We start from the raw sequence: 24,324 nt of genomic DNA on the forward strand, positions 1-24,324 counted from the left end.
TGCAAACGTCACCGCGGGCGCCCCTTCTCCCCTTGTGGGAGAAGGTGGCGCGAAGCGCCGGATGAGGGGTTCTCTCCACTCGCAACACTGTTTGTGAGGATAGATACCCCTCACCCGGCTTCGCTTCGCGAAGCCACCCTCTCCCGCAAGGGGAGAGGGTGGACCGTCCCTGCGGCTAGAACAGAAAGAAGGGGCGAAGACTATGCCAAGGATTAATCGGGACGGCGTCAACATCCACTACGAGGTTCACGGCAACGGGCCGCCGCTGCTGCTCACACACGGCTATTCCTCGACGTCGGCGATGTGGCATGGGCAGGTCGATGCGCTCTCGAAGGATCACACGCTGATCCTGTGGGACATGCGCGGCCATGGCCAGTCCGACTATCCAGATGACCCCAAAGCCTATAGCGAAGCGCTCACGGTCGGCGACATCGCGGCGATCCTCGATGCGGTCGGCGCGAAGCGCGCCGTCATCGGCGGGCTGTCGCTCGGCGGTTACATGTCGCTCGCGTTCTACCGCGTCCATCCAGAGCGCGCCCGCGCGCTGCTGATCGTCGACACCGGCCCGGGCTTCAAGAAGGACGACGCGCGCGAGGCCTGGAACGCGCGGGCGCTCGCCACCGCCGACAGGCTCGATCGCGAGGGCCTCGACGTGCTGAAATCGGCGACGCGCGAGCGCGCCACCGCCAGCCATCGCGACGCCAGGGGTCTGGCGCTGGCCGCACGCGGCATGCTGACCCAGCGCGACGCCCGCGTGATCGAGCTGCTCCCCGACATCAAGGTGCCCTCGCTGATCGTGGTCGGCGCCGACGACACCCCGTTCCTCGCCGCGTCCGACTACATGGCGGCAAAAATCCCCGGCGCACAAAAGGTCGTGATCCCCGCCGCCGGTCACGCCGTCAACATCGATCAGCCCCAGGCTTTTGTTGACGCCGTCGAGCCTTTCCTGAAGAACTTGCCGGCGTAGGACGGGCAATCAGGGACGCAGGACCATGATGCGAGCGATATTTGCGATGGGCGCAATGGCCTCGCTGCTGTCATCGGCGGCACAGGCCGAACCGTTCGGCGCGGTGCCGCCGCGCCAGCCTTTCGTCGCGACCCTGTCGAACAACATACCGCTCGCCTTCGGCATGGATGCCGACCAGACCGCCCGCGCCCTGCGGCAACCGCTGCAATATGTGCGGGGCCGCCCCGGCAACGAGATCTACCTCGCGCTGCGCAACATCGGCGGCAGCGGACTGATCCCCACCCGCCACCGCCTGTTCCTGCAATTCCGTCATGGGCGGCTGGCGGGATGGAAGGAGGATTACGGCGAGAACTGGATGTGGGAGTGAAATCTATCTCCTCATGGTGAGGAGGCGCGAAGCGCCGTCTCGAACCATGCAGGCCCCGCTGCCACGTCACGGGCCTTTCATCCTTCGAGACGCGCGCGAGGAGCGCGCTCCTCAGGATGAGGGGAGACACTGAGTTCCGTACCAACCAAGAAGGACAACCCGCGTGGGACAAGACATCAAACTGACGGCGTCCGACAATTTCCAGCTTGGCGCCTATCGCGCCGATCCCTCAGGAACGCCGAAGGGCGCGGTGGTGGTGATCCAGGAGATCTTTGGCGTCAATCACCACATCCGTTCGGTCTGCGACCGCCTCGCCGGGGAAGGCTACGTCGCGATCGCGCCGTCGATCTTCGACCGCACCGCGCCGAACTTCCAGTCCGGCTATACGCCCGACGAGATCGCCGAGGCGCGCAAGTTCGTCGCCAACCCCGATTGGGCCGCGATGCTGCGCGACGCCCAGGCCGCGATCGACGCCGTGAAGAGCGTAGGCCCGGTCGGCATCATCGGCTTTTGCTTGGGGGGCAGCATCGCCTTCGTCGCGGCGACGCGATTGACCGGCCTGAAGGCCGCGATCGGCTATTACGGCGGCGCGGTCGTGCGCTTTGCCGACGAGACGCCGAAGGTGCCGACGCAATTGCATTTCGGCGAGAAGGATGCGGGCATTCCCCTGACCGACGTCGAGACCATCAAGTCGAAGCGGCCGGATGTCGCCGTCTTCGTCTATCCCGGCGCCCAGCACGGCTTCCATTGCGACGAGCGCGCCAGCTACGACAAGACCAGCGCCGACATCGCCTGGCCGCGCAGCATGGAATTTTTCGCGAAGCATTTGACGAAGTAGCGCGCAGTTCTTTCCTCCGTCATTCCGGGATGCGCCGCGCAGCGGTGCAGGCCCGGAATCCATCGGGCCGCAGAATTTGTGGTGCGATGGATTCCGGGCTCGCGCTACGCGCGCCCCGGAATGACGAGAGGAGGGTCGGGCTGAAGCCTAGAACCAGCGCTCGCCGACGAACACGGTGTCGCCGGGGTTCAAGGGGGTGCCGAGCGGCACCACGGCGCGCATGGAGCCGCCGTTCTCGGTGTGCGTGACGGTGACGACGTCGCGCTTGGCGCGGGGCGAGAAGCCGCCGGCGATCGCGACCGCGCTTTCGACCGTCATGTTCGGCACGTAGGGATATTGGCCGGGCGCGGTGACTTCGCCGAGAATGAAGAACGGGCGGTAGGACTCGATCTCCACGGCGACCGAGGGCTCGCGGATGTAGCCGTTGCGCAGGCGCGCGGCGATCTCGCCGGCCAGGCCCGCCGTGGTGCGGCCACGCGCCGGCACCGCGCCGATCAGCGGCATGGTGATGGAGCCGCCGGCATCGATGGCGTAGCTGTTGGTGAGACCCTCCTGGCCGTAGACCACGACGCGCAGCTTGTCGCCGGCATCGAGATGGTAGGAGGCGTCGTAACGCACCGGCGCCGCCATCGGCGCGGCGTAGCCGACCGGCATGGGTGCGGGCGAAGCGGCAAAGGAATTGCTGAGCGCCGCGATGGCGCCGCCGCCGTTGTTGGCAACGACGACCGGCTGCGGAGCGCCGTAGGGCTGGCCATAGGCCATGGAGTCGAGATCGGCGCGGGGCTGCATCACCGCGACGGGGCCAGCGGTCTGCATGCAGCCGCCAAGGGTCAGCGCGGCGGACGCTGCCAAGGCCACTGCCGAGATCGACGATCGAAACGCGCGTGCAACTGGCACCGGACCTATCCCTCGAAACGAGATGGCTCCAGTGATGCACCACTTATGGTTAATAAAGCGTTGAGCGGACACCGGTGACGGTAGCACCCTCCCCTGGAGGGGGAGGGTCGATCGCGCGTAGCGCGAGCGGGGTGGGGTGACAGTCTCGCGGCAACGAACAGTGCCCGAGTGGAGAGATCACCCCACCCCGTCACGCAATCTCGCTTCGCTCGAACGCGTGCCGACCCTCCCCCTCCAGGGGAGGGTAAGAAACACGCGCGGCGCGATAAGTTTGCGACTTACGCGCTCACACCGACGCCGATCGGGCAGGACACGCCGGTGCCGCCGAGCCCGCAATAGCCGGCGGGGTTCTTCGCCAGATATTGCTGATGATAGTCCTCGGCGAAATAGAATTCGCCTGCCGGCGCGATCTCGGTGGTGATGGCACCGAGGCCCCTGGCTGCGAGCGCCTTCTGATAGAGCGCTTTCGACTCGTCGGCCGCTTTCCTCTGCGCATCGGAAGTGGTGTAGATCGCGCTGCGGTACTGCGTGCCGACATCGTTGCCCTGACGCATGCCCTGCGTCGGGTTGTGGCTCTCCCAGAACGTCTTCAACAGCGTCGCGTAAGAGATCTTGCCCGGATCGAACACGACCAGCACCACTTCGGTGTGGCCGGTGCGGCCCGAGCACGTCTCTTCATACGTCGGGTTCGGCGTGTGACCGCCGGCATAGCCGACAGCGGTGGTGTAAATGCCATCGCCGAGCTGCCAGAATTTGCGCTCGGCGCCCCAGAAGCAGCCGAGCCCGAACACGGCCTCTTCGAGGCCGGCGGGATAAGGCGGCTTGAGCTTGCTGCCGTTGACGAAATGGGTGGTGGCGGTCGGAATGGCTTGTGCGCGGCCGGGCAGCGCTTCAGCTGCGCTCGGCAATGCGGTGGTCTTGCGCATGAACAGCATGATGGGTCTCCGAAACGAGCTGTCCGTCGCGCGAGCCAGATGCTCGGGCGCCGTGCTCGCGATGAGGTGGGAATATAGGTGTTTACGCGGGCGGGAGCAGCGTTGTTACGTCGCGCCTTGCAGCGCTCAATCCCGGCGGGAATTGAAAGCTCAATCCCGGCGGGAATTGGAAGGTCAATCCCGGGAATAGCCGATCAGCGGTTTCCGCGGGCGGAACAGGAGCATCAGCACGATGCCGAGAATGCCGAGGACGGCAAAGACCGGCTGATCCAGCAACAGGCGGATCACCGAGGTCCAGAGCCAGGGCGCCTTGGCCTCGACCCAGGTGCGGAAGGCGGACTGGCTGGCCTGATTGACGTCGTTCCAGAACTGGCCGAACCGGGTGAACCGCAGGGTCTGGTCGGCCACCCAGCGGGCGCCGTCATAGACCATGAAGATGAACCCGCCGGCGAGCAGCAACAGCCCAATCAGTCGGAAAAAGCCGCGGATCATGCCTCACCTTATATGGTCGTCCGATCGGAGGACCTAGACAAAACGCCGCCAGCCAATAGCCGGGCGACGGCAGAAATTCAACCTCTTCAGGGCGTTACGGTGCCCCCTGGAGCGCCCCGGGCCCGCTTTTCCAGCCCGGAAAGCGTTGACGGTGCCCAAGACCCTCTCTATAAGGGCGCCAACTGGCGGCGGGCGCAATCCTGCCGCCGCTGTTCTTTGAGCAGTTGCAGGCTTTTTGAAGCCTCATGTTCCGGGGACGGCCAGCAACCGAACACCCTAAATCCGAGCGTCGATTCCGCGGTCAAGCAAGCCGGCGCTACCCGACCAAGACGCGACCGGACCCCGCAAAGGACATTGAGACCATGGCCAATACCACTTCCGCCAAGAAAGCGACGCGCAAGATCGCCCGCCGCACCGCCGTCAACAAGTCGCGCCGCACCCAGATGCGTGGCGCCGTGCGCACCGTCGAGGAAGCCATCGCGACCGGCGATCGCGCCGCTGCCGTGAAGGCGCTGGCGAATGCCGAGCCCGCCTTGATGCGTGCCGCGCAGCGCAACATCATTCACAAGAACAACGCCAGCCGCAAAGTCTCGCGTCTCACCGCGCAGATCGCCAAGCTCGCCAAGTAACTGGCTCGAGCAACCGCGGACCAATCGGTCGGCTGATCGATCGAACATCACACGCGTCAAACAGCCCGGCATCGCGCCGGGCTTTTTTGTTGCCGTCATATTCACGCAAGCGGTCACGTCGCGATCAATCTTCGATTGGAAGGTTCGCACCGCCTGCGCTATTCTTCGTTCCGTAGTTCTACCTGCCGATGCCGTGCAACAGCGGAAACTTTCTGCGTTGCGAAAACCCTTGTGCTGCGGGCGTAAGTTGAATTCGCGCGCGCGAGAGTTCTGCACACCGTAGATTCACCGGAACGCATCTCGCGGTGGAGTTACCCTGTGAAACGAGACTCAAAAAACGATGTCTCGCTAATCACTTATCGACATAGCGACCGCAAGCATTTGGAAAAATCGCCCCACGCGTCGAACGCGTGACAAATTTGTAAAAAAAATTGGCGGCGGCGGAGAATTGTCACATGAGGCGCGGCATTTTCGATTCTGTGCACGAATCCAAAAACTTGCTCCAAAGCCTGTGCACAAGTCGCGCGCGGCATTAACCGAGGTCAAGTTTTTTTGGTGGCTCAAGTGTGAATCAATTCGTTGCGAGTCTTTCCGCTTAGTGTATTCCTTAAGTCGTCAGCGGCGCCCACGATCTTCAGACCAGCGCGGTTTAGGAAACGGGGCGAGCGTGCAAATCGGCGGCGGTGTGCACGTAGGCGACGCTTCAAAAAGCGATGTCGGATCCAAAACCCATAGCAGCATGGGAATGGTAGTTCTTTGTCTGAATGTCTCCAAGCGGGATCTTCCCGCCTCGCGCCTGGCGCGCATGAGAGACATCGCAAAGCTACCCCGGCACGCAAGGCGGCGAAGCCGAGCGGACGACTAGTACAGACGGGCAGGACATCTGCGACTGAAGCGTTTCAGGGGCGGTTGTCTTTCACACGCAGGACCTTGCCGTGAGCGATCACGGCGGGACGGGGAGGTATCATGTCCTACGGATTCAACGCGGTATTGACACAAGTTCCATCGTTCAACGATGCCGTCTCCGATCCGTCCTGCGTTCAGCCTCCGACGTGTGACGGCGCGTCGAGTACGCGCTGACCTCGCGAACTCTCCATCTTCGACATCGCTGATCTGACCGCGGCGTATCCGCCGAGCGGCCGAGCCATGTCTGATGCTGGACTCGCTTGAGGTCGCGCCATGGCAGGTGACTCTGCATGGCGCTCACCACGCAACCTTATCTCTCAAGAAAAGTTTTCTGACGATGACAATGGAACAGGATCGCTGGTCACGCGTGAAGGGTCGGCTGCGCTCGAGCGTCGGCGAAGACGTTTATACCAGCTGGTTTGCCCGCATGGATCTGGAAGGCGTGCAGGACGAGAGCGTGCGGCTCTCGGTGCCCACGCGCTTTCTGAAGAGCTGGATTCAGGCTCATTATGCCGAGCGCGTGCTGTCGTGCTGGCAGGCCGAGATGCCGGAAGTGCATCGTATCGACCTCACCGTTCGCTCCGCGGTGCGCCCGGTGGTGCAGCCGAAGGAAGCCCCCGCGCCGGTCGAGACGCGCCGCACGCCTGCGCCCGAGCTGCGCTCGACCGCGACCGCGCCGGTCTCGGCCAATCATGACGCGCTCGGCGGCTCGCCGCTCGATCCGCGCCTGACCTTCGCGAGCTTCGTCGTCGGCCGCTCCAACACGCTGGCCCATGCGGCTGCGCGCCAGGTCGCGGAAGGTCGCCGCGGCGACCCCGTGATGTTCAACCCGCTCTACATCCATGCCGGCGTCGGCCTCGGCAAGACTCACCTGCTCCAGGCCGTGACCTGGGCCGGCAATTCCGGCAACGAGCGCAAAGTGCTGTATCTCACGGCAGAAAAATTCATGTACGGCTTCGTCGCCGCGCTGAAGACGCAGACGGCGCTGGCCTTCAAGGAAGCACTGCGCGGCATCGACGTGCTGGTCATCGACGATCTCCAGTTCCTGCAGGGCAAGTCGACCCAGGCCGAGTTCTGTCATACGCTGAACGCGCTGATCGACGCCGGCCGCCAGGTCGTGATCGCGGCCGACCGTCCGCCGTCGGATCTCGAAAGCCTCGACGACCGCGTCCGCTCGCGTCTTGCCGGCGGTCTCGTGGTCGAGATGGGCTCGCTTGGGGAAGAGCTGCGCCACGGCATTCTCAAGTCGCGCGTCGCGGCCGCCCGCGCCCATCATGCGACCTTCGAGGTGCCCGAGGAGGTACTGACCTATCTGGCCCGCGCCATCACGCATAATGGCAGGGATCTCGAAGGCGCGATCAACCGGCTCCTGGCGCACTCCAAGCTCAACAATCGTCCTGTTACGCTGGAGATGGCCGAGCACGAGGTGCGCGACCTGATCCGGCCGCAGGAGCCGAAGCGGATCAAGATCGAGGACATCCAGCGCGTGGTGGCGCGGCAGTACAACGTCAGCCGCTCCGACCTGCTGTCGTCGCGCCGCACCGCCAATGTGGTGCGCCCGCGCCAGGTGGCGATGTATCTCGCCAAGACGCTGACCCTGCGCTCGCTGCCCGAGATCGGCCGCCGCTTCGGCGGACGCGACCACACCACGGTGCTCCACGCCGTGCGCAAGATCGAGGCCCTGGTCTCCAAGGACACCGCCTTGTCGGAGGAAGTGGAGTCGCTGAAGCGCCAGCTTCAGGAATAAACGCCTATTTCTTCTCTTCACCTCTCCCCGCCTGCGGGGAGAGGTCGGAATGCGCGCGCAGCGCGGATTCCGGGTGAGGGGGTACAGGTCCATCGACAGGCTCCCCCGCGGAGAGAGGCCCCTCACCCCAACCCTCTCCCCGTAAGAACGGGGCGAGGGAGCGCACCTCTGTCTGGGCGACGGGTGGTGTTCTGCCTGTAAATCGTGGGGAACTGCCTCCCAATCCCTTGAATTGGATGGCTTTCCGCGCCACCTTGCGCGACCCTGACGGCTTTGGTCATATCGGTTGGATGATCCGGGCCTACCGGGGGTCATCGGTGCCGCGGCGGGCTTTTCGGCCGCCCGGCTTCTTCAACATGATGTTTTCCTGGGGATCGGGCGAGTAGTGCAATGAAGGTTACGGTCGAACGCGCGCAACTCCTGAAGTCACTGGGCCATGTCCACCGCGTGGTCGAGCGCCGCAACACGATCCCGATCCTCGGCAACGTGCTGGTCCGCGCCGAGAACGCCAAATTGTCGCTGAAGGCGACCGACCTCGACCTCGAGGTGACGGAAACGCTTCCGGCGGAAACCGCGACCGCGGGTTCCACCACCGTGCCGGCACACATGTTCTACGACATCGTGCGCAAGCTGCCGGATGGTTCGCAGATCGTGCTGGAGGCCGACGGCGACCGTGCCGTGCTGGCGATCCGCGCCGGCCGCTCGCGCTTCACGCTGCAGACGCTCCCCGAGAATGATTTCCCCGATCTGGCCGCCGGCGACATGTCGCATTCCTTCTCGCTCGCCGCCAAGGACGTCAAGCGGCTGATCGACCGCACCCAGTTCGCGATCTCGACCGAAGAGACGCGCTATTACCTCAACGGCATTTATCTGCACGCGGCCGGCACCGCGAAAGCCGCGACCTTGCGCGGCGTCGCCACCGACGGCCACCGCCTCGCCCAGCTCGATCTCGTGCAGCCCAAGGGCGCCGAGGGCATGCCCGGCGTGATCGTGCCGCGCAAGACCGTCGGCGAGGTGCAGCGCCTGATCGAGGACACCGACGCCGAGATGACGATCGAGCTGTCACAGGCCAAGATCCGCTTCACCATCGGCAACGTCGTGCTGACCTCGAAACTGATCGACGGCACCTTCCCCGATTACGGCCGCGTCATTCCGCAAGGCAACGACAAGGAGCTCATCGTCGACAAGAAGGACTTCGAGAACGCGGTCGACCGCGTGTCGACGATTTCGAGCGAGCGCGGGCGGGCGGTGAAGCTGTCGCTGTCGCCGGGCAAGCTGGTGCTGTCGGTGACCAACCCGGATTCCGGCAGCGCGACCGAAGAGCTTGAGGTCGAATACGCCTCCGACGCCCTCGATATCGGCTTCAACTCCCGCTACCTGCTCGACATCGCCGCCCAGATCGAAGGCGACGTCGCAACGCTCAAGCTCGCCGATCCCGGCTCGCCGACCCTGGTGCAGGACCGCGACGACAAGAGCGCGCTGTACGTGCTGATGCCGATGCGGGTGTGAGGGTATTTTCCCTCTCGTCATGGCCGGGCTTGACCCGGCCATCCATCAAACAAGATGACCTATTGGGTGTACATCCTCGCTAGCAAGCCCGGTGGAACACTTTACATCGGCGTCACCAATAATTTGATCCGACGCGTCTACGAGCATCGCGAAGGCCTGGCAGATGGCTTCACCAAACGTTACGGGGTGAAGACCCTGGTCTATTTCGAGGCGCACGACACGATCGCGACTGCCCTGCAGCGCGAAAAGAACATGAAGCACTGGTCACGCGAGTGGAAGATCGATCTGATCGTGAAGAGCAATCCCGCGTGGCAAGACCTATATGATGAGATAGCCCGCTGACGCGGGCGATGGATTGCCGGGTCAAGCCCGGCAATGACGAGCAGAAATGACCCCCTCCCGCATTCATCGCCTGACGCTGACGCATTTTCGCAATTATCGGGCGGGGGGGCTCGAGACGGCGGCTGACCTGGTGGCGCTGGTCGGGGCGAATGGCGCGGGCAAGACCAATTGCATCGAGGCGATCTCGTTTCTTTCACCCGGGCGCGGCTTGCGGCGCGCCACGCTGGAGGACGTCGCCGACAACCAGGGCGACGGCTCCTGGGCGGTGTCGGCGCAGGTCGAGGGCGCGCTGGGGCTGGCGACGCTCGGCACCGGCATCGAGCCGCCGCGCGCAGATAGCGCCGTAACCCGACGCTGCCGCATCGACCGCGAGCCGGTGGGTTCGGCGAGCGCCTTCGGCGACCACATTCGCATGGTCTGGCTGACGCCGGCGATGGACGGGCTGTTCATGGGGGCTGCCTCCGAACGCCGGCGCTTCTTCGACCGCCTGGTGCTCGCCATCGACAGCGAGCATTCCGGCCGCATCAATGCGCTGGAACGTTCGCTGCGCTCGCGCAACCGCCTGCTCGAGACGCGCAATTACGACGACCATTGGTGCGACGCAATCGAGCGCGAGACCGCCGAGCTTGCGGTCGCGGTGGCGGCAACGCGCGGCCAGACCGCGGCGCGCCTGACCGGCATGCTCAACGCGCGCGCGCAAGCCTCCGCATTTCCGTCGGCTCGAATCGCGCTCGACGGCTGGATGGAGAACGCGCTGCTGACCGAGACGGCGACGTCGGTCGAGGACCGCTACCGCCAGATCCTGCGCGACAACCGTCCACGCGATGCCATTGCCGGCCGCACCACCGACGGTCCGCATCTCACCGATCTCCAGGTGATCTATGCGCCGAAAAGCATGCCGGCGCGGGATGCCTCGACCGGCGAGCAGAAAGCTCTTCTGATCGGCCTCGTACTGGCGCATGCGAGCCTGGTCGCCGAGATGACCGGCATCGTGCCGCTGCTGCTGCTCGACGAAGTCGTGGCGCATCTCGACCCCAGCAGGCGCGCGGCGCTGTTCGACGAGTTGAAGAAGCTCGGCGCGCAGGTCTGGCTGACCGGTGCCGACCCGGCTGCCTTCGCCGAGATCGGCGCGGGAGGCGAGGTGTTTGACGTCGAGAGCGGACGAGTCTCCGCCCGGCGCTAGAGGCGGCATTGAACCCGCCCGTTTCCGTCAGCGACTAGCTGCTTGAGGCCGCAACACGCGGCCATCGCGCGACCATCTCGGACACCCGCGCTGTTCTTGGAGCATTGGCATGACGACGATGAGGCATGGAGCGCAAGCTCCGGCACGATGGCAGTTGTTTGCGTGTGGCCTTGCGCTCCTCGCAAGTTGCCTGCTCGCTGCGAGCGCCGGCGCCTTCGTGTCCAATCTGCCGCCGCTGTTCTCGGCCACACTCACGCTGGACCCGGATGCCAAGCTGCCCGCGCCGACCAGCTTCAGCTACCGCGGCATCCACACCACCGTGATGCCCGGCGTCGAAACCCCGCTGCGGACGCGGCTCGAAGCCCGCGTGCCTGCCGAGCTCGGCGACGTCCTCACCTTCTATCGCTCCGAGCTCGGTAAGCTCGGCTGGCAGGAGAGACCCGAGGGCGCCGAGACGGCGGCCGATCACGTCCAGCTCGCCTTCGCCTCCCCGCTGGGACCGGCCGCACTGGAGCTCGCCCGCAAGGACGGCGGCACCGCGATTCATCTCGTGCAGAAGAATGCCGATGCGGCGGCCCGGGCGAACGTCCTGCCCGAGCCCGGTCGGGCAAAGCTGGTGTTCAGCAATATCAGCGGGACCGACGCCGTGCTCACGATCGATGCGCGGACCGTCACGCGCGCCGCCGGCACGCACGCGGTGTCGCTGGATCTGGCGCCCGGCAAATATTCCTACGAGCTGCGCGTGCCCGAGCGTTCAGCCACCACGAAGACCCTGACCGTTGCGGCCGGCGATGCCTGGGAGGTCACGGTCGGGCGTGACGGCGAGGCCTGGCCACCGCTGCAGCTTTACTGAGCCTTCGCAGCCCTCCCAAGCCTTGCGCGATCTTTGAACCTCACGGGTTCCTGCCGCGACTTCTGGTCATAAGCCGCGACGACGGTGTCGCGGCCTGCAATTGCGCGCGAGCCGATGCGCCGCGCCACGCCCCTGGAGAAGTGACGATGTCGAGGATGACGCGCGGGACGCAGGTCCCGGCACGATGGCGACTGCTTGCATGCGGCCTCTTCCTGGTGGCGAGCTGCTCGGTCGCGGCCGCCGCCGACGCGGGTATCGTCGACGTCCACGCGCTGCCGCAGCTCGAGGGCGCGGTGGAGGACACCTCGCGCCCCGATCCCTACCGCGTCGAATATCGCGTGCCGACGCCGCAAGCCGTGACGTTGCAGGCGGTACGAAAGCTCCTGATCGCCGAGGGCTGGGTGCCCTATGTGCTGCCGCTGGAGGAGAAGAGCACCACGCTGAAATTCAAGAAGGGACGGCAGGGCCTTTCCGTTCACTTCACGCAGGCGCTCGGCCGGCCCGATCAGTCCGTGGTGTATTACACGACCGACCGAATCTATTCGAACGTACCGTTCCCCGACGGCGCGAGCGACCTCGTGTTCGACGGCACCAGGCCCTATCTCGGCTGCATCGCACCCGGCGCGCTCGATGCCACGTCGGCGTTCTACACCAGCCAGATGGAGGCGATCGGCTGGCGCAAGCTCACGGCTGAAACGGCGGCGCGCTGGACGACGGCAGCCCTCGACGAGACCGTTCCGAACGGCGTGCGCGCCTTCTACGACCATCCCGAGGGCGACACGACGCAGTTCTACAAGCAGAAGCCGGTGATGCTGACCTTGACGCGCCGCGACGACGGCCGGACCGATGTCGACATCCGGATCGCACCCTTCGTGCTGCCCGTCGATCTCAGCGCCGATGGCGATGTTGCCGGCCTGCCGCGGCCGAATCCGACCAAGACGGCGAGAGGCCTCGGCAGCGCGACGTCCAACAAGCGCGAGATGAGCGCCGCCGCGATGGCCGAGCTGCCTGCCGTGCTCGCCTTCTACCATCGCGAGCTCGCCGCGCGCGGCTGGCAGGAAGATGGCAGCGCGCCGCTCGCCCCCGGCGACGACGTCGCGCTAAAGATCTCCAACGCCGAGGAAACCGGCCTGCTGCGCCTCGGCCGAAAATACGACTTCACCATGGTCAGCCTGACCGCGCAGCTGAAGGAATCCGCGCTCGCCGCCCGCGCCAAGGCGAAGAAGGAAGCGGACGAGAAGTTCATGAAGGACGCCGAGGCGATGGCCAGGCAGGTCATCGCCGCCGACGAAGCGAGGCGAAAGGTGCAGGCGGCCGCGCTGTCCGATGCGCCGCTCAGCGCGCTTGCCGACAGCAAGACGCCGGTGCCGCTGCCCGAGACCGCCGAGGGCGTGAGATTCGAAGGCGACGGCGGCCATCTCGAATTCTCCTCCACCTCGAGCGTCAAGGCGCTCACCGCGTTCTATCGCGCATCGCTCAAGCCCGTCGGCTGGAAGGAGCAGCCCTCCGTCATCAACCAGCCCAACATGGCGTTGATGGAATTTTCCAAGGGCGGCAAGTCGATCTCGATGACCGTGATGCAGATGGGCCCAAAGGTGAATGTCAGCGCGAGCGGATCGGGCCTGGTGATGGCGGCGGCCAAGCCGGCGGCAATGCAGGAAGTGCAGGCGAAATCCTCCGAGCCGCTCAAGCCGGACCCTGAATCCCAGCTCCCCGTGCCGACGCAGCGGTCGTCGACGTCGCTCTCCACCACCAAAATGCCGGGAAGCGAGATGCCGTTCCGCCGCGAGCTGGCAGCCAGCATCCCGGCCCCGCTCGGCGATGTCCTGGCCTTCTACCGGGCCGAGCTTTCCAGGCTCGGCTGGCAGGAGAAGGCCGACGGCGCCGCCGTGTCCGCCGAACGCGCGCAGATCGACTTCACCTCGCCGCAAGGCCCGGCCGTGCTCAAGCTCGGCCGTGCCAAGGGCGAGACCACGGTCAGTCTGGCGCAGAAGAATCCGGATGCCGCTGCCAAGGCCGACATCATGCCGAAGCCCGGCCAGGCCAGGCTGATGCTCGGCAATATCGGGGCGAAGGACGCCTCGCTGACGATCAACAAGCAGACGGTGAAGATCGCAGCCGGCGCCGGCGGCCCGCAATCGCCGAAGGGCCCGATGCTCGACCTGCCGCCGGGCACGTATCAGTACGCCCTGCGCATGCCCGGGCGCCCGGCCCACACCGAGAGCCTCACCGTGGCCGCAGGCGACGCCTGGGGCCTGATGGTGGGTCCGACCGGCGAAGTGCTGCCGTTGCAGATGTACTGATCTACCGGCCCGCTGATGCCGAGAACGAACATGACGACGATGAAGCCCGTGATGAGAGGTCCGGCACGCCGGTTGCTGCCGCTGTGCGGTCTCGCCCTTCTCGGGGGCGGCCTGATCGCCACGAGTGCCGGCGGATGGATGCCGCATCTGTCACCGCGCACTTCGGCTGCACTCACGCCGGCGGATCCCGACGCCGACATGCCAGTACCGAAGCAACACAGCTCCTCCAGCTCCAACACGACCCGTGTGACCGGCATCGAAATCCCGCTGCGGGTCGGCCTCCAAGCCCATGTGCCGGCCCAGCTCGGTGCCGTGCTCGCCTTCTACCGCACGGAGCTCGCAAAGCGCGGCTGGGAGGAAAAGCCTGATGGCACTGTTGTTGCCGCCGATCACGCGCAGCTCGCCTTCGTCTCTCCGAAGGGCCCGGCAACATTGAAGCTTGGCCGTGCCAAGGACGAGACCATTGTCGACCTGGTGCAGCGGAATACGGAGGCCGTGGCCAAGGCCGACTTCCTGCCGATGCCAGGACAAGCGCGGCTGATCTTCGGCTATCTTGCGCCCGACGTGGCTTCGCTCGCGATCAACGATCAGACCATCAAGATCGCGGGCGGCGAAAATCACCCACAAACGCTGGATCTGCCGCCCGGCACGTATTCCTACCAGCTGGTCGTGTCGGGTTATACGTTGCGCTCCGATACCATCACCGTGGCCGCAGGCGAGACATGGTCCCTCCGGTTGGGTGACGGCGACAGGAAGCCGGATCAGATCTACTGACCCCGGCGGCCTGTTCCGGGACACCACGGCACGTCGGAACAGGCCTCCGCGCCCCCGCAAAATCCACGCCTTTGACGGCCCAAAAAGGGGCCTCGAATCGGGCTTTTCGCGAGCCCCGGAATCGGCCTTCGAACGCCTTGAAAACCGGCCGAAAAACCCCATCTAGTCAAAGGGTTGCCGGGAGATACTTTGCGCTAGGCGCTAAGCGTCTTTCATGGCACAAATAGCCTCACATCAGCGCCTTTTGCGCGGCTGATTCGGGCGACATCTCGAAGGCCTCTCATGACAGAACCTGCTCGGCAGACGCCTGCCGAAAACGAGCCCTCAAATCCGAGCGATTACGGGGCGGAATCGATCCGCGTGCTCAAGGGTCTCGATGCCGTCCGCAAGCGCCCGGGCATGTATATCGGCGACACCGACGACGGCTCGGGCCTGCACCACATGGTGTACGAGGTCGTCGACAACGCGATCGACGAAGCGCTTGCGGGCCACGCCACGCGCGTCGAGGTGATCCTCAACGCCGACAATTCCGTCACCGTGCGCGACGACGGCCGCGGCATTCCCGTCGACATCCACAAGGGCGAAGGCATCTCGGCGGCCGAGGTCATCATGACCCAGCTCCACGCCGGCGGAAAGTTCGACCAGAACTCCTACAAGGTTTCCGGCGGCCTGCACGGCGTCGGCGTCTCCGTCGTCAACGCGCTGTCCAGCAAGCTCGGCCTGCGGATCTGGCGCGACAACAAGGAGCACTATATCGAGTTCGCCCATGGCGATGCCGTGGCGCCGCTCAAAGTCGTCGGCGAGGCGCCGGGCCGGCGCGGCACCGAGGTGACGTTCCTCGCCTCGACCGAGACCTTCAAGAACATCGAATATGATTTCGCGACGCTCGAACACCGCCTGCGCGAGCTCGCCTTCCTCAACTCCGGCGTCAACATCGTCCTCTCCGACATGCGCCACGCGGTCGAGAAGCGCGAGGAGATGCACTATTCCGGCGGCGTCGAGGAATTCGTCAAATATCTCGACCGCAACAAGAAGGCGATCGTGCCGGCGCCGATCATGGTGCGCGCGGAAGCCAACGGCATCGGCGTCGAGGCTGCGCTGTGGTGGAACGACAGCTACCACGAGAACGTGCTGTGCTTCACCAACAACATCCCGCAGCGCGACGGCGGCACCCATCTGGCCGGCTTCCGCGGCGCGCTGACGCGCCAGGTCAACGGCTATGCCGAGGCCAACGCGAAGAAGGAAAAGATCGCGCTGACCGGCGACGACTGCCGCGAAGGCCTCACCGCCGTGCTGTCGGTGAAGGTGCCCGACCCGAAATTCTCGTCGCAGACCAAGGACAAGCTGGTGTCCTCGGAAGTGCGTCCCGTGGTCGAGAACGTTCTCAACGAGGCGCTCCAGGCCTGGTTCGAGGAGCATCCCAGCGAAGCCAAGATGATCGTCGGCAAGGTGATCCAGGCCGCCGCCGCGCGTGAAGCTGCGCGAAAGGCGCGCGAGCTGACGCGCAAGAGCCCGCTCTCGGTCTCCTCGCTGCCCGGCAAGCTCGCCGACTGCCAGGAAAAGGATCCCGCGAAATCCGAGCTCTTCATCGTCGAGGGTGACTCGGCAGGCGGCAGCGCCAAGCAGGGCCGCAACCGCGAATTCCAGGCCGTGTTGCCGCTCCGCGGCAAGATATTGAACGTCGAGCGGGTACGCCCCGACAAGATGCTGGGCAGCGAGCAGATCGGCACGCTGATCACCGCGCTCGGCACCGGCATCAGCGACGAGTTCTCGATCGAGAAGCTGCGCTATCACAAGATCATCGTGATGACGGACGCCGACGTCGACGGCGCCCACATCCGCACGCTGCTGCTGACCTTCTTCTACCGGCAGATGCGCGACATCATCGACGGCGGCTATCTCTATATCGCCCAGCCGCCGCTCTATAAGGTCTCCAGAGGCAAGTCCGAGCAGTACCTGAAGGACGAACGGGCGCTGGAGGACTATCTCATCGACGCCGGCCTCGACGACTGCGTCTTCATTCCCGGCACCGGCGGCGACCGCACCGGCCGCGATTTGCGCGCGCTGGTCGACGATGCCCGCGTGGTCCGCAGCATCCTGCGCAATCTGCACAGCCGCTATAACCGCAAGGTGATCGAGCAGGCCGCCATCACCGGCGTGCTGAACAAGTCGGTTTACGGCAACCTCGAGAACGCCACGGCCGCAGCGCAGTACATTGCGACCCGGCTGGACAGCCAGGCCGAGGAGGTCGAGCGCGGCTGGGTCGGCCAATTCGTCGAAGGCCAGGGTTTCCTGTTCGAGCGCACCGTGCGCGGGGTCAAGGAAGCGGCCGTCATCGACGATGCGCTGCTCGGCTCGGCAGAAGCCCGCAAGCTCGACGAGTACGCGCCCAAGCTCCAGGACGTCTACGCCCGCTCCGGCAAGCTGCGGCGGAAGGATAGCGAGCATGTGGTGCATGGCCCGTCCGACCTGTTCGAGGCGGTCACCGACTCCGGACGCAAGGGCATCACGCTGCAGCGTTACAAAGGTCTCGGCGAGATGAACCCGGAGCAGCTCTGGGAGACCACGCTCGACACCGAGGCGCGCTCGCTCTTGCAGGTGAAGGTCAAGGAGGTCGATGAGGCCGACGACATCTTCACCAAGCTGATGGGCGACGTGGTCGAGCCGCGCCGCGACTTCATCCAGGAACATTCCCTGAGCGCGACGATCGATATCTGAGGCCGGTTGGCTTTGGATTTCATCTCCCTAGCCAAGGCGCTCGCTGTAACCTCTCCCCCTCCCTCCCCCGCGAGCGGGGGAGGGAGCGCACCACCTTCGTGGCAACACCCCCCTGAACCTCCCCACCGGCCACCGCGACAAAATGGCGTAGCTGGCACTGGAAGAGGTCCGAGCGAATGTTGCCGATTTTAGCTGACCAGCACCGAATGTATGTGCAGCAGGTTTTCGAAATGGCCGAACTTTTCGGCCTCGAAACCCGCAACAAGTATCGCATCCGCGACGAAAATGGCCGCGATCTGCTCTATGCGGCCGAACAGCAAAAAGGAATTCTCGGCTTTTTGTGGCGTCAGGCATTTGGGCATTGGCGCTCCTTTGAGGTCCATTTTTTCGACGGCGCCCGACAGCCGGTGATGCGCGGGATCCATCCCTTCCGCTGGTTCTTTCAATGTCTGGAGCTGCGTTCGCGCGACGGCCGCCTCATAGGAACCATCGAGCGTCAGTTTTCGATTCTCACCAAGACCTTCCATGTGCAGGATGCGCAGGGAAGAGTGGTGCTCGAGGTCAGCTCGCCATTTTGGCGCGTGTGGACCTTTCCGTTCATGCGCGGAGGGCGAGAGCACGCGCGCGTTGCGAAAAAATGGTCCGGCCTCGGCTCCGAACTGTTCACCGACCGCGATAACTTTCTGATCGAGTTTCTGGAACGCAGTCTGACGGAAGATGAGCGAGCGCTGGTTCTTGCGGCCGCGATCTACATCGACCTGATGTATTTCGAAGTCAAAGGCGAGGGTGGCGTCATCAATTTGTTCCGCAATTGAGGCGCAGTGGGCCTCTCCCGCCTGCCCGCCGCAGCTCCCTGAACCTCGCCACCCGCCATCGCGACGAAGTGGCATGACCCGCAGGGCCAATTCCGGCCGGGAAGTGTCACGTCATGATCGCCTCTGCAACGACCACTCCAGCCGCACCCTCCCGCCGTCTTGGCATCATCGGCAGCATTGTCGGTGTGCTGGCGCTGATCGCGGCGGTCTTGCCGCATTGGGTCGTGCCGGTGCTCTATCCGCCGCCGCCGGCAGACAAGGTGATCGTCGACACCGGACACCGCCTCAAGGATCGCCTGATCGCACGGGTCAAGGGCGTCGAGTACCAGGCACCACCGCGGGAGAAGTCGACAGGGAGCCAACTGAGGGAGATGTCCTCGATCGGCGCGATCTCGCTCGGCCTGCTTGCCATTTTGTTCTCGGTCCTCGCACTGGTGTTTCGCGAAGAGCGGCTGCTGGCCGGCGTCGCGGCCGCGCTCGGGAGCGGCGCCATCGCCATTGAAATCTCCTTCCTGGCCATGGGCGTCCTGATGCTGATCGTCATCCTTTATGTGGTGGCCAATATCATCGGCTTGTTCTAAACGCCTGATGCAGCGGGCCTGTTCAGGCCAATCGGCGGCCTTCCGACGCGACAAGTGCAGAATTGCTACCCTGCTCAATTCTCGGTAGTTTCCGCTCTCGAAGCAGCCCGCCCCAACGCAACAGGACGGAGAAAACCGACGTGGCGCCCATCCAATACATCGTCGAGGGCGGTCACCGGCTCTCGGGCTCGATCGAGCCGTCCGGCAACAAGAATTCGGCGCTGCCGATCATCGCCGCGGCGCTGCTCACCTCACATCCGGTGACGCTGGAGAACGTGCCGCGCATCCGCGACACCGAGACGCTGGTCGAGCTGATCCGTTCGGTCGGTGCATCCGCGGAATGGACCGCCCGCAACACGCTTCACATCCACGCCAAGAGCATCCGCGCCGCCGATCTCGACCCCGAGCTGTGCGTGCGCATCCGCGCCTCGATCCTGCTCGCAGGCCCCCTGCTCGCCCGCTGCGGCGAAGTGATGCTGCCGCCACCGGGCGGTGACGTCATCGGCCGCCGCCGCCTGGATACCCATGTGCTGGCGCTGGAGCAGCTGGGCGCAAAAGTCACCGCGACCGACCGGCTCGAATTCCGCGCGGCCAGGCTCGCCGGCGCGGACGTGTTCCTGGACGAGCCGAGCGTGACCGCGACGGAGAATGCGCTGGTCGCCGCGGTCGCCGCCGACGGCGTGACCTATTTGCGCAACGCCGCCTCCGAGCCGCATGTGCAGGACCTCGCCAATTTCCTGGTCGCGCTCGGCGCTCGAATCGAGGGCATCGGCACCAACACCATGATCGTGCACGGGCCGGCGACGCTGGGGGAGACGACCTACCGGATCCAGCCCGACCACATCGAGGTCGGCTCACTGATCGGCCTTGCCGCCGTGACGCGCTCGCCGCTGCGCATCACGCGCGCCGGCGTCGAGCATCTGCGCTCGATCCGCATGGGTTTCGAGCGGCTCGGCATCGTCTGCCGCGTCGAGGGCGACGACCTCATCGTGCCCTCCAATCAAACCTTGAAGATCCAGGACGATTTCGGCGGCCACGTGCCGAAGCTGGAGGACCAGCCCTGGCCGGCGTTCCCGGCCGATCTGATGTCGATCGCAATCGTCACCGCCACGCAATGCGAGGGCGTGATCCTGATGTTCGAGAAGATGTTCGAATCCAGGATGTTCTTCGTCGACAAGCTGATCGCGATGGGCGCAAGAATTGTTCTCTGCGATCCGCATCGCGCCATCATCGCGGGCCCCAGCCGCCTCCACGGCGCGACCATGACCTCGCCCGACATCCGCGCCGGCATGGCGATGCTGTTGGCCGCCGTCTGCGCCCAGGGCACCTCGACCATCAACAACGCCGACCAGATCGAGCGCGGCTACGAGCGTATCGAGGAGCGGCTGAACGCGCTGGGCGCGAAGATCAAGCGCGTGCCTGAAAGGAAGGGGTGAGGTTTCTTCTTCGCCTCGCCCCGCTTGCGGGGAGAGGCCGGATTGCATCGCAGATGCAATCCGGGTGAGGGGGACTCTCCGCGAATCCAGCTCTCACCGCACCCGCGGAGACTCCCCCTCACCCCGACCCTCTCCCCGCAAGCGGGGCGAGGGAGAAGAAGCGCGAGCCATGTTTTCGTCGCTCGGGCGTGCTATTGAGCCGCCATGCTCGACACCGTTGAACATCACGCGCAGCCGCAAGCCGGCGTGCCGCAGAACCACCTCGCGCAGGAATTCGTCGAGACGCTGCGGCTGGCCGTGCCGCTGATGCTGACGCAGCTCGGACAGATCGCGATGATCACGACCGACCTTGCGCTGATCGGCCGGCTCGGCGAGGGCGCGGTGGCCGCGGCGGCGCTGGCGCATACGGTCTACTTCGTCAGCTTCACCTTCGGGCTCGGACTGATGTCGGCGGTATCGCCGCTGGCGGCGCAGGCATTCGGCGCCGGCGACGTCAGGCGCATCCGCCACTCCTTGCGTGTCGGGCTTTGGGTCGCGCTCTTGATTTCGCTGCCGATGATGGCCTCGCCGCTCTATGGCGAGCAGATCCTGATCGCGCTCGGCCAGCTGCCGCAATCGGCCGCGCTCGCCCAGCGCTATCTCAACGGCCTCGCCTGGGGCATCGCCCCGGCACTCGGCTTCATCGCCCTGCGCAGCATGATGAGCGCGGTGAACCGACCGCAGGCGCCGCTGTGGATCACGGTAGCCGCGATCCCGGTCAATGCCGCGCTGGTCTATGCCTTGATCCACGGACTGTTCGGCCTGCCGGAGCTCGGCCTGTTCGGGGCCGGCCTGGCGACCACGATCGTCAATCTCGGCACCTTCCTCGCGACTCTCGCCATCGCCGCATGGCGGAAGCCGTTCGTGGACTACCGCCCGCTCGCCCATCTGTGGCGGATCGACTGGCCGCTGATGCGGCAGCTGATCGCGGTCGGTGCGCCGATCTCGTTTTCCCTGCTGCTGGAATATGGCCTGTTCTCCTCGGCCGCGCTGCTGATGGGATTGATCTCGACCACCGCGATCGCCGCGCACCAGATCGCGCTCCAGGTCACAGCCGTGCTGTTCATGGTGCCGCTGGGCATCGGCATGGCGGCGACGGTGCGGGTCGGCCACGCCTTCGGCCGCGGCGATCCGGCGGCGGTGAAGCGCGCCGGGCTGGCCGCCGCCGTGCTTGGCATCACACTGGTCTCGGCCCTGACCCTCGCCATCATCCTCGGCCGATATGAGCTGGGCCGATTGTTCTTCGGCAAAGGTGAAGCCAGCGCGCCTACGGTCGCGCTGACCGCGATGCTGCTGCTGGTCGGCGCCACCTTCTTCATCGCCGACGGGCTCCAGACCATCATGGGCGGCGCGCTACGCGGCCTCAACGACACAAGGATGACGCTGCTGTTCGCTGCGATCGGCTATTGGGGCATCTCCTTTCCCGTCGCCTGGATTCTTGCCTTCCACACCGGACTGGGCGCTGTCGGCATCTGGGTCGGGTTCTCGGTGGGGACCTTCGTCTATGCCGGCCTGCTGATCTTGCGCTTCCGGATGTTGACGCGCAAACTGGCGGCATGATCGCCATGGTCCGCGAAATCACCCCTGATGTCGACGCCGGCACGGTGCTGGCAGGCGCGCAGTTCATCGACGCATTTCGCGCGGATGTCGGCGCGACCAGCGTGAGTGCCCGCGAGGCCTGCACGCGGATGGTGCTGCACGGGCCGCGCTGGGTCGACGCGCTGACGCGCTTGCGCAACGTCCTGGTGAAGCCCTTCGGACTGAAGACGTCGGGCGACGGTGCTCCGGCGCCGCACGGGATGGTCGGCCTGTTTCCAGTCCTGAGCGAAACACCGGAGCGGCTGATCGCCGGCTTTGACGACTACCATCTCGATTTCCGCGTCGTGGTTGACGTCGCCGGCGACGCGGCGGAGCGGCGGGTGACATTGACCACATTGGTACGGACCAACAATCTGCTCGGGCGGGCCTATCTCACGCTGATCGTCCCCTTCCACAAGCTCGTGGCCCGCAGCATGATGGGATGCATCGTGGAGCCGCCCCGATGACGCTGTCCGTCGATCTGTTCTTCTCCTTCCGCAGCCCGTTCAGCTATCTGGCGCTGCCGAAGACGCTCAAGCTCGTCGAGCAATACGACCTCGCGGTGAACCTCCGGCCGGTCTATCCGCTCGCGGTCCGCGTGCCCGGATTCTTCAAGAAGGCCAGCCCGAACTTCATTCGCTATGTCGTGCTCGACAGCACGCGCGTCGCACAGCACGAGGGCATTCCGTTCCGCTTTCCCCGGCCCGATCCGATTGTGCAGGACAAGACGACGTTCGATGTCGCTTCCGAGCAGCCCTACATCCACCGTCTGACCCGGCTCGGCGCCATGGCGCAGCTCGAGGGCCGCGCGCTCGAATTCACATATGCGATCGCGCGCGTGCTGTGGGACGGTTCGGTCGCGGGATGGAACGAGGGCGATCATCTGGCGCGCGCGGCGGAGAAAGCGGGCTTTGATCTCGCCGCGATGGACCGCGCGATCACCACGGACCCGGATCGCTACGAGCAGGTCATCGCGGAGAACGAGAAGGACCACGCCGCATCAGGCCATTGGGGCGTGCCCACCTTCGTGTTCGAGAACGAACCGTTCTTCGGCCAGGACCGCATCGACCTCCTGGTCTGGCGCATGCAAGGCAAAGGGCTGACGAAGCTCTAGATTCTTGTTTGACGCGTTTTCTTCACGCGAACCGGTGTCCACTTCGCTCGAAAACGCTCTAGCCTATTCCGCCACGCGCACGGCCTTGCCGCTTGCGGCGTCCGACCATTCGCCGACGACACGGTCGAGATCGCAGAGGTTCTGGTGCATCTGCTCCAGCGAGAAGCCGAGCGCGAAGAAGCGCTCGGCGGTGTCGCTCGCGTGGCCGCGGATCAGGCCGTCCTGACGGACGGCGGCAACCGCCTCGGCGTAGTGCTGGAGCGCGAGGTGGACGGGATGGATCGGCGGCGCACCGGCGCCCTCGCGCAAGGCCGCGGCGGCCGAGCGCAGGAAGCGCGCGATGACGGTCGAGACCTCCGTCAAGGGCGCGGCGAGCCGCGTCTGCACCTCGGCCGGCAGCGGCACCACGGTGGCGCGACCGATCATCACGACATCATGGCGCAGCCGCAGCACGGTGCGCAGCAGCGGCCCGGTGTCGGGCCCGCTCGACAGCCGCGCGGCGCGCTCGCGCTCGGCCTCGGCGCCTATGGCGTTCATGCCGACCATCGCGGTGCCGATGCCGTCCTGGATCCGGTGCAGCGCGTCGTTGTCGCGGCCGCGGGTGAGGCCCGCCAGCAATTCGGTGAAGGCGTCCGCAATCAGCTCGAGCAGTTGCGCCGCGGCGGGGCGGATCTGCCGCACCGCGCGCGAGGGCAGCACCAGGAACGAGACCAGGAGGCCCGTGACCGCACCGACACCGACCTCGCTGACGCGGTCGATCGCCGAGGTCATGGGATCGGAATGATGCATGGTCGGAACCAGCAGCACGATCACGGCGGTCACCGTGGCCGCGCTCAGGCTCGGATTGACCGCGGCGATGAAGGCAAGCGGGGCGACCGACAGCACCAGCAATCCCAGAAGCCCGGCTTCGCTGGAATAGGGAATCAGGATCGCGATGGCACCGCCATAGATCGCGCCGCCGATGGTGCCGAGCATGTAATCGCGCGTCGCCTTCAGCGAGCGGCCGACGCTCATCTGGGTCACGATCAGCGAGGTCAGGACCGCCCAGAGCGGCAACAGCAGATGCAGCGCGGTGGCGAGCGCATAGGCCGCGGTCGCGGCCACCGTGACCCGGATCGCGAGCCCCAGCTGGGTTCGCCGCGACCTGATCCGCTCGAACACCTTCCCTGCGAACGCCATGCCCGAATATCCCGCTCCAAACCGCGTAAAGCCAGGCAAAAGCATGGCTGATACCCGCGGCCCCAAGGCCGCTTGAAAGGCCAAATCAGCCCGCCTAACTTGCGCGCCAAAACGAGGAAACA

General features: G+C 65.4%; 22 protein-coding genes. 18 read left to right on the forward strand and 4 right to left on the reverse strand.

The genetic code is table 11. The features are described 5' to 3' along the window. Positions 1-202: 202 nt before the first annotated feature. From TSA1_RS24350 to TSA1_RS24360, 3 genes are all read left to right on the forward strand, one after another. Entirely contained in the window at positions 203-967 is a 765-nt protein-coding gene (locus TSA1_RS24350; RefSeq protein ID WP_100178548.1) for an alpha/beta fold hydrolase, read from the forward strand. A gap of 25 nt (positions 968-992) precedes the next feature. After that, positions 993-1,334 (forward strand): hypothetical protein, encoded by a 342-nt coding sequence (locus TSA1_RS24355; RefSeq protein ID WP_100178549.1) that lies wholly within the window; start codon positions 993-995, stop codon positions 1,332-1,334. Between the two features lie 163 nt (positions 1,335-1,497). Then, entirely contained in the window at positions 1,498-2,172 is a 675-nt protein-coding gene (locus TSA1_RS24360; RefSeq protein ID WP_100178550.1) for a dienelactone hydrolase family protein, read from the forward strand. A gap of 147 nt (positions 2,173-2,319) precedes the next feature. Here TSA1_RS24360 and TSA1_RS24365 read toward each other — a convergent pair whose 3' ends face one another. The 3 genes from TSA1_RS24365 to TSA1_RS24375 all read right to left on the reverse strand — a co-directional run bounded on the left by TSA1_RS24365 (position 2,320) and on the right by TSA1_RS24375 (position 4,496). Then, positions 2,320-3,069 (reverse strand): polysaccharide biosynthesis/export family protein, encoded by a 750-nt coding sequence (locus TSA1_RS24365; protein WP_100178551.1) that lies wholly within the window; start codon positions 3,067-3,069, stop codon positions 2,320-2,322. Positions 3,070-3,347: 278 nt separating this feature from the next. Further along, positions 3,348-4,004 (reverse strand): peptide-methionine (S)-S-oxide reductase MsrA, encoded by a 657-nt coding sequence (gene msrA, locus TSA1_RS24370; RefSeq protein ID WP_100178552.1) that lies wholly within the window; start codon positions 4,002-4,004, stop codon positions 3,348-3,350. 174 nt (positions 4,005-4,178) lie between these two features. Next, entirely contained in the window at positions 4,179-4,496 is a 318-nt protein-coding gene (locus TSA1_RS24375; protein ID WP_097661488.1) for a hypothetical protein, read from the reverse strand. A 362-nt stretch (positions 4,497-4,858) separates the two neighbouring features. Between TSA1_RS24375 and rpsT the strand changes: the two genes are divergently transcribed. The 15 genes from rpsT to TSA1_RS24455 all read left to right on the forward strand — a co-directional run bounded on the left by rpsT (position 4,859) and on the right by TSA1_RS24455 (position 23,023). Then, complete coding sequence (gene rpsT, locus TSA1_RS24380) at positions 4,859-5,125, forward strand: 30S ribosomal protein S20 (RefSeq protein ID WP_027563963.1); 267 nt, start codon at positions 4,859-4,861, stop codon at positions 5,123-5,125. Positions 5,126-6,368: 1,243 nt separating this feature from the next. Beyond that, complete coding sequence (gene dnaA, locus TSA1_RS24390; RefSeq protein ID WP_100178553.1) at positions 6,369-7,778, forward strand: chromosomal replication initiator protein DnaA; 1,410 nt, start codon at positions 6,369-6,371, stop codon at positions 7,776-7,778. A 390-nt stretch (positions 7,779-8,168) separates the two neighbouring features. Further along, entirely contained in the window at positions 8,169-9,287 is a 1,119-nt protein-coding gene (gene dnaN / locus TSA1_RS24395; protein WP_100178554.1) for a DNA polymerase III subunit beta, read from the forward strand. Between the two features lie 54 nt (positions 9,288-9,341). Next, positions 9,342-9,629, forward strand: coding sequence for a GIY-YIG nuclease family protein (locus TSA1_RS24400; RefSeq protein WP_100178555.1), 288 nt, complete (start codon positions 9,342-9,344; stop codon positions 9,627-9,629). Positions 9,630-9,675: 46 nt separating this feature from the next. Then, positions 9,676-10,812 (forward strand): DNA replication/repair protein RecF, encoded by a 1,137-nt coding sequence (gene recF / locus TSA1_RS24405; protein WP_100178556.1) that lies wholly within the window; start codon positions 9,676-9,678, stop codon positions 10,810-10,812. Positions 10,813-10,921: 109 nt separating this feature from the next. Beyond that, positions 10,922-11,665 (forward strand): hypothetical protein, encoded by a 744-nt coding sequence (locus TSA1_RS24410; RefSeq protein ID WP_100178557.1) that lies wholly within the window; start codon positions 10,922-10,924, stop codon positions 11,663-11,665. Positions 11,666-11,811: 146 nt separating this feature from the next. Then, complete coding sequence (locus TSA1_RS24415) at positions 11,812-13,968, forward strand: hypothetical protein (protein WP_100178558.1); 2,157 nt, start codon at positions 11,812-11,814, stop codon at positions 13,966-13,968. A 30-nt stretch (positions 13,969-13,998) separates the two neighbouring features. Continuing rightward, a complete protein-coding gene (locus tag TSA1_RS24420) occupies positions 13,999-14,742 on the forward strand; it encodes a peptidase associated/transthyretin-like domain-containing protein (RefSeq protein WP_100178559.1) in 744 nt (247 codons plus the stop codon). A gap of 282 nt (positions 14,743-15,024) precedes the next feature. Next, entirely contained in the window at positions 15,025-17,460 is a 2,436-nt protein-coding gene (gyrB, locus tag TSA1_RS24425; protein ID WP_100178560.1) for a DNA topoisomerase (ATP-hydrolyzing) subunit B, read from the forward strand. A 176-nt stretch (positions 17,461-17,636) separates the two neighbouring features. After that, positions 17,637-18,275 (forward strand): LURP-one-related family protein, encoded by a 639-nt coding sequence (locus tag TSA1_RS24430; RefSeq protein WP_100178561.1) that lies wholly within the window; start codon positions 17,637-17,639, stop codon positions 18,273-18,275. 113 nt (positions 18,276-18,388) lie between these two features. Next, positions 18,389-18,856 carry a hypothetical protein gene (locus TSA1_RS24435; protein ID WP_100178562.1) on the forward strand — a complete coding sequence of 156 codons (468 nt, stop codon included), beginning with the start codon at positions 18,389-18,391 and terminating at the stop codon, positions 18,854-18,856. 140 nt (positions 18,857-18,996) lie between these two features. Further along, positions 18,997-20,292 (forward strand): UDP-N-acetylglucosamine 1-carboxyvinyltransferase, encoded by a 1,296-nt coding sequence (gene murA / locus TSA1_RS24440; protein WP_100178563.1) that lies wholly within the window; start codon positions 18,997-18,999, stop codon positions 20,290-20,292. A 204-nt stretch (positions 20,293-20,496) separates the two neighbouring features. Next, on the forward strand, positions 20,497-21,891 hold the full coding sequence (locus TSA1_RS24445; protein WP_100178564.1) for an MATE family efflux transporter: 1,395 nt from the start codon (positions 20,497-20,499) through the stop codon (positions 21,889-21,891). After that, complete coding sequence (locus TSA1_RS24450; RefSeq protein WP_100178565.1) at positions 21,888-22,376, forward strand: DUF2867 domain-containing protein; 489 nt, start codon at positions 21,888-21,890, stop codon at positions 22,374-22,376. Before TSA1_RS24445 ends, TSA1_RS24450 begins: the two co-directional genes overlap by 4 nt. Continuing rightward, positions 22,373-23,023 (forward strand): 2-hydroxychromene-2-carboxylate isomerase, encoded by a 651-nt coding sequence (locus TSA1_RS24455; RefSeq protein ID WP_100178566.1) that lies wholly within the window; start codon positions 22,373-22,375, stop codon positions 23,021-23,023. Before TSA1_RS24450 ends, TSA1_RS24455 begins: the two co-directional genes overlap by 4 nt. Before the next feature lie 63 nt (positions 23,024-23,086). On the opposite strand, the gene TSA1_RS24460 is transcribed toward TSA1_RS24455, so the two are convergent. Then, a complete protein-coding gene (locus TSA1_RS24460; RefSeq protein ID WP_100178567.1) occupies positions 23,087-24,202 on the reverse strand; it encodes an FUSC family protein in 1,116 nt (371 codons plus the stop codon). Between the last annotated feature and the right edge of the window lie 122 nt (positions 24,203-24,324).

It is taken from the genome of Bradyrhizobium nitroreducens, from assembly GCF_002776695.1.
Lineage (GTDB): Bacteria > Pseudomonadota > Alphaproteobacteria > Rhizobiales > Xanthobacteraceae > Bradyrhizobium > Bradyrhizobium nitroreducens.

Excerpts from the sequence above, each read along its gene's own strand:
- TSA1_RS24450 (WP_100178565.1), top strand. The coding sequence starts at position 21,888 with ATGATCGCCATGGTCCGCGAAATCACCCCTGATGTCGACGCCGGCACG.
- TSA1_RS24430 (WP_100178561.1), top strand. The coding sequence starts at position 17,637 with ATGTTGCCGATTTTAGCTGACCAGCACCGAATGTATGTGCAGCAGGTT.
- rpsT (WP_027563963.1), top strand. The coding sequence starts at position 4,859 with ATGGCCAATACCACTTCCGCCAAGAAAGCGACGCGCAAGATCGCCCGC.
- TSA1_RS24455 (WP_100178566.1), top strand. The coding sequence starts at position 22,373 with ATGACGCTGTCCGTCGATCTGTTCTTCTCCTTCCGCAGCCCGTTCAGC.
- TSA1_RS24435 (WP_100178562.1), top strand. The coding sequence starts at position 18,389 with ATGATCGCCTCTGCAACGACCACTCCAGCCGCACCCTCCCGCCGTCTT.
- TSA1_RS24460 (WP_100178567.1), bottom strand. The coding sequence starts at position 24,202 with ATGGCGTTCGCAGGGAAGGTGTTCGAGCGGATCAGGTCGCGGCGAACC.
- TSA1_RS24415 (WP_100178558.1), top strand. The coding sequence starts at position 11,812 with ATGTCGAGGATGACGCGCGGGACGCAGGTCCCGGCACGATGGCGACTG.
- TSA1_RS24355 (WP_100178549.1), top strand. The coding sequence starts at position 993 with ATGATGCGAGCGATATTTGCGATGGGCGCAATGGCCTCGCTGCTGTCA.
- TSA1_RS24445 (WP_100178564.1), top strand. The coding sequence starts at position 20,497 with ATGCTCGACACCGTTGAACATCACGCGCAGCCGCAAGCCGGCGTGCCG.
- recF (WP_100178556.1), top strand. The coding sequence starts at position 9,676 with ATGACCCCCTCCCGCATTCATCGCCTGACGCTGACGCATTTTCGCAAT.
- TSA1_RS24375 (WP_097661488.1), bottom strand. The coding sequence starts at position 4,496 with ATGATCCGCGGCTTTTTCCGACTGATTGGGCTGTTGCTGCTCGCCGGC.
- TSA1_RS24410 (WP_100178557.1), top strand. The coding sequence starts at position 10,922 with ATGACGACGATGAGGCATGGAGCGCAAGCTCCGGCACGATGGCAGTTG.
- TSA1_RS24400 (WP_100178555.1), top strand. The coding sequence starts at position 9,342 with ATGACCTATTGGGTGTACATCCTCGCTAGCAAGCCCGGTGGAACACTT.
- TSA1_RS24420 (WP_100178559.1), top strand. The coding sequence starts at position 13,999 with ATGACGACGATGAAGCCCGTGATGAGAGGTCCGGCACGCCGGTTGCTG.
- TSA1_RS24350 (WP_100178548.1), top strand. The coding sequence starts at position 203 with ATGCCAAGGATTAATCGGGACGGCGTCAACATCCACTACGAGGTTCAC.
- dnaN (WP_100178554.1), top strand. The coding sequence starts at position 8,169 with ATGAAGGTTACGGTCGAACGCGCGCAACTCCTGAAGTCACTGGGCCAT.
- gyrB (WP_100178560.1), top strand. The coding sequence starts at position 15,025 with ATGACAGAACCTGCTCGGCAGACGCCTGCCGAAAACGAGCCCTCAAAT.
- msrA (WP_100178552.1), bottom strand. The coding sequence starts at position 4,004 with ATGCTGTTCATGCGCAAGACCACCGCATTGCCGAGCGCAGCTGAAGCG.
- dnaA (WP_100178553.1), top strand. The coding sequence starts at position 6,369 with ATGACAATGGAACAGGATCGCTGGTCACGCGTGAAGGGTCGGCTGCGC.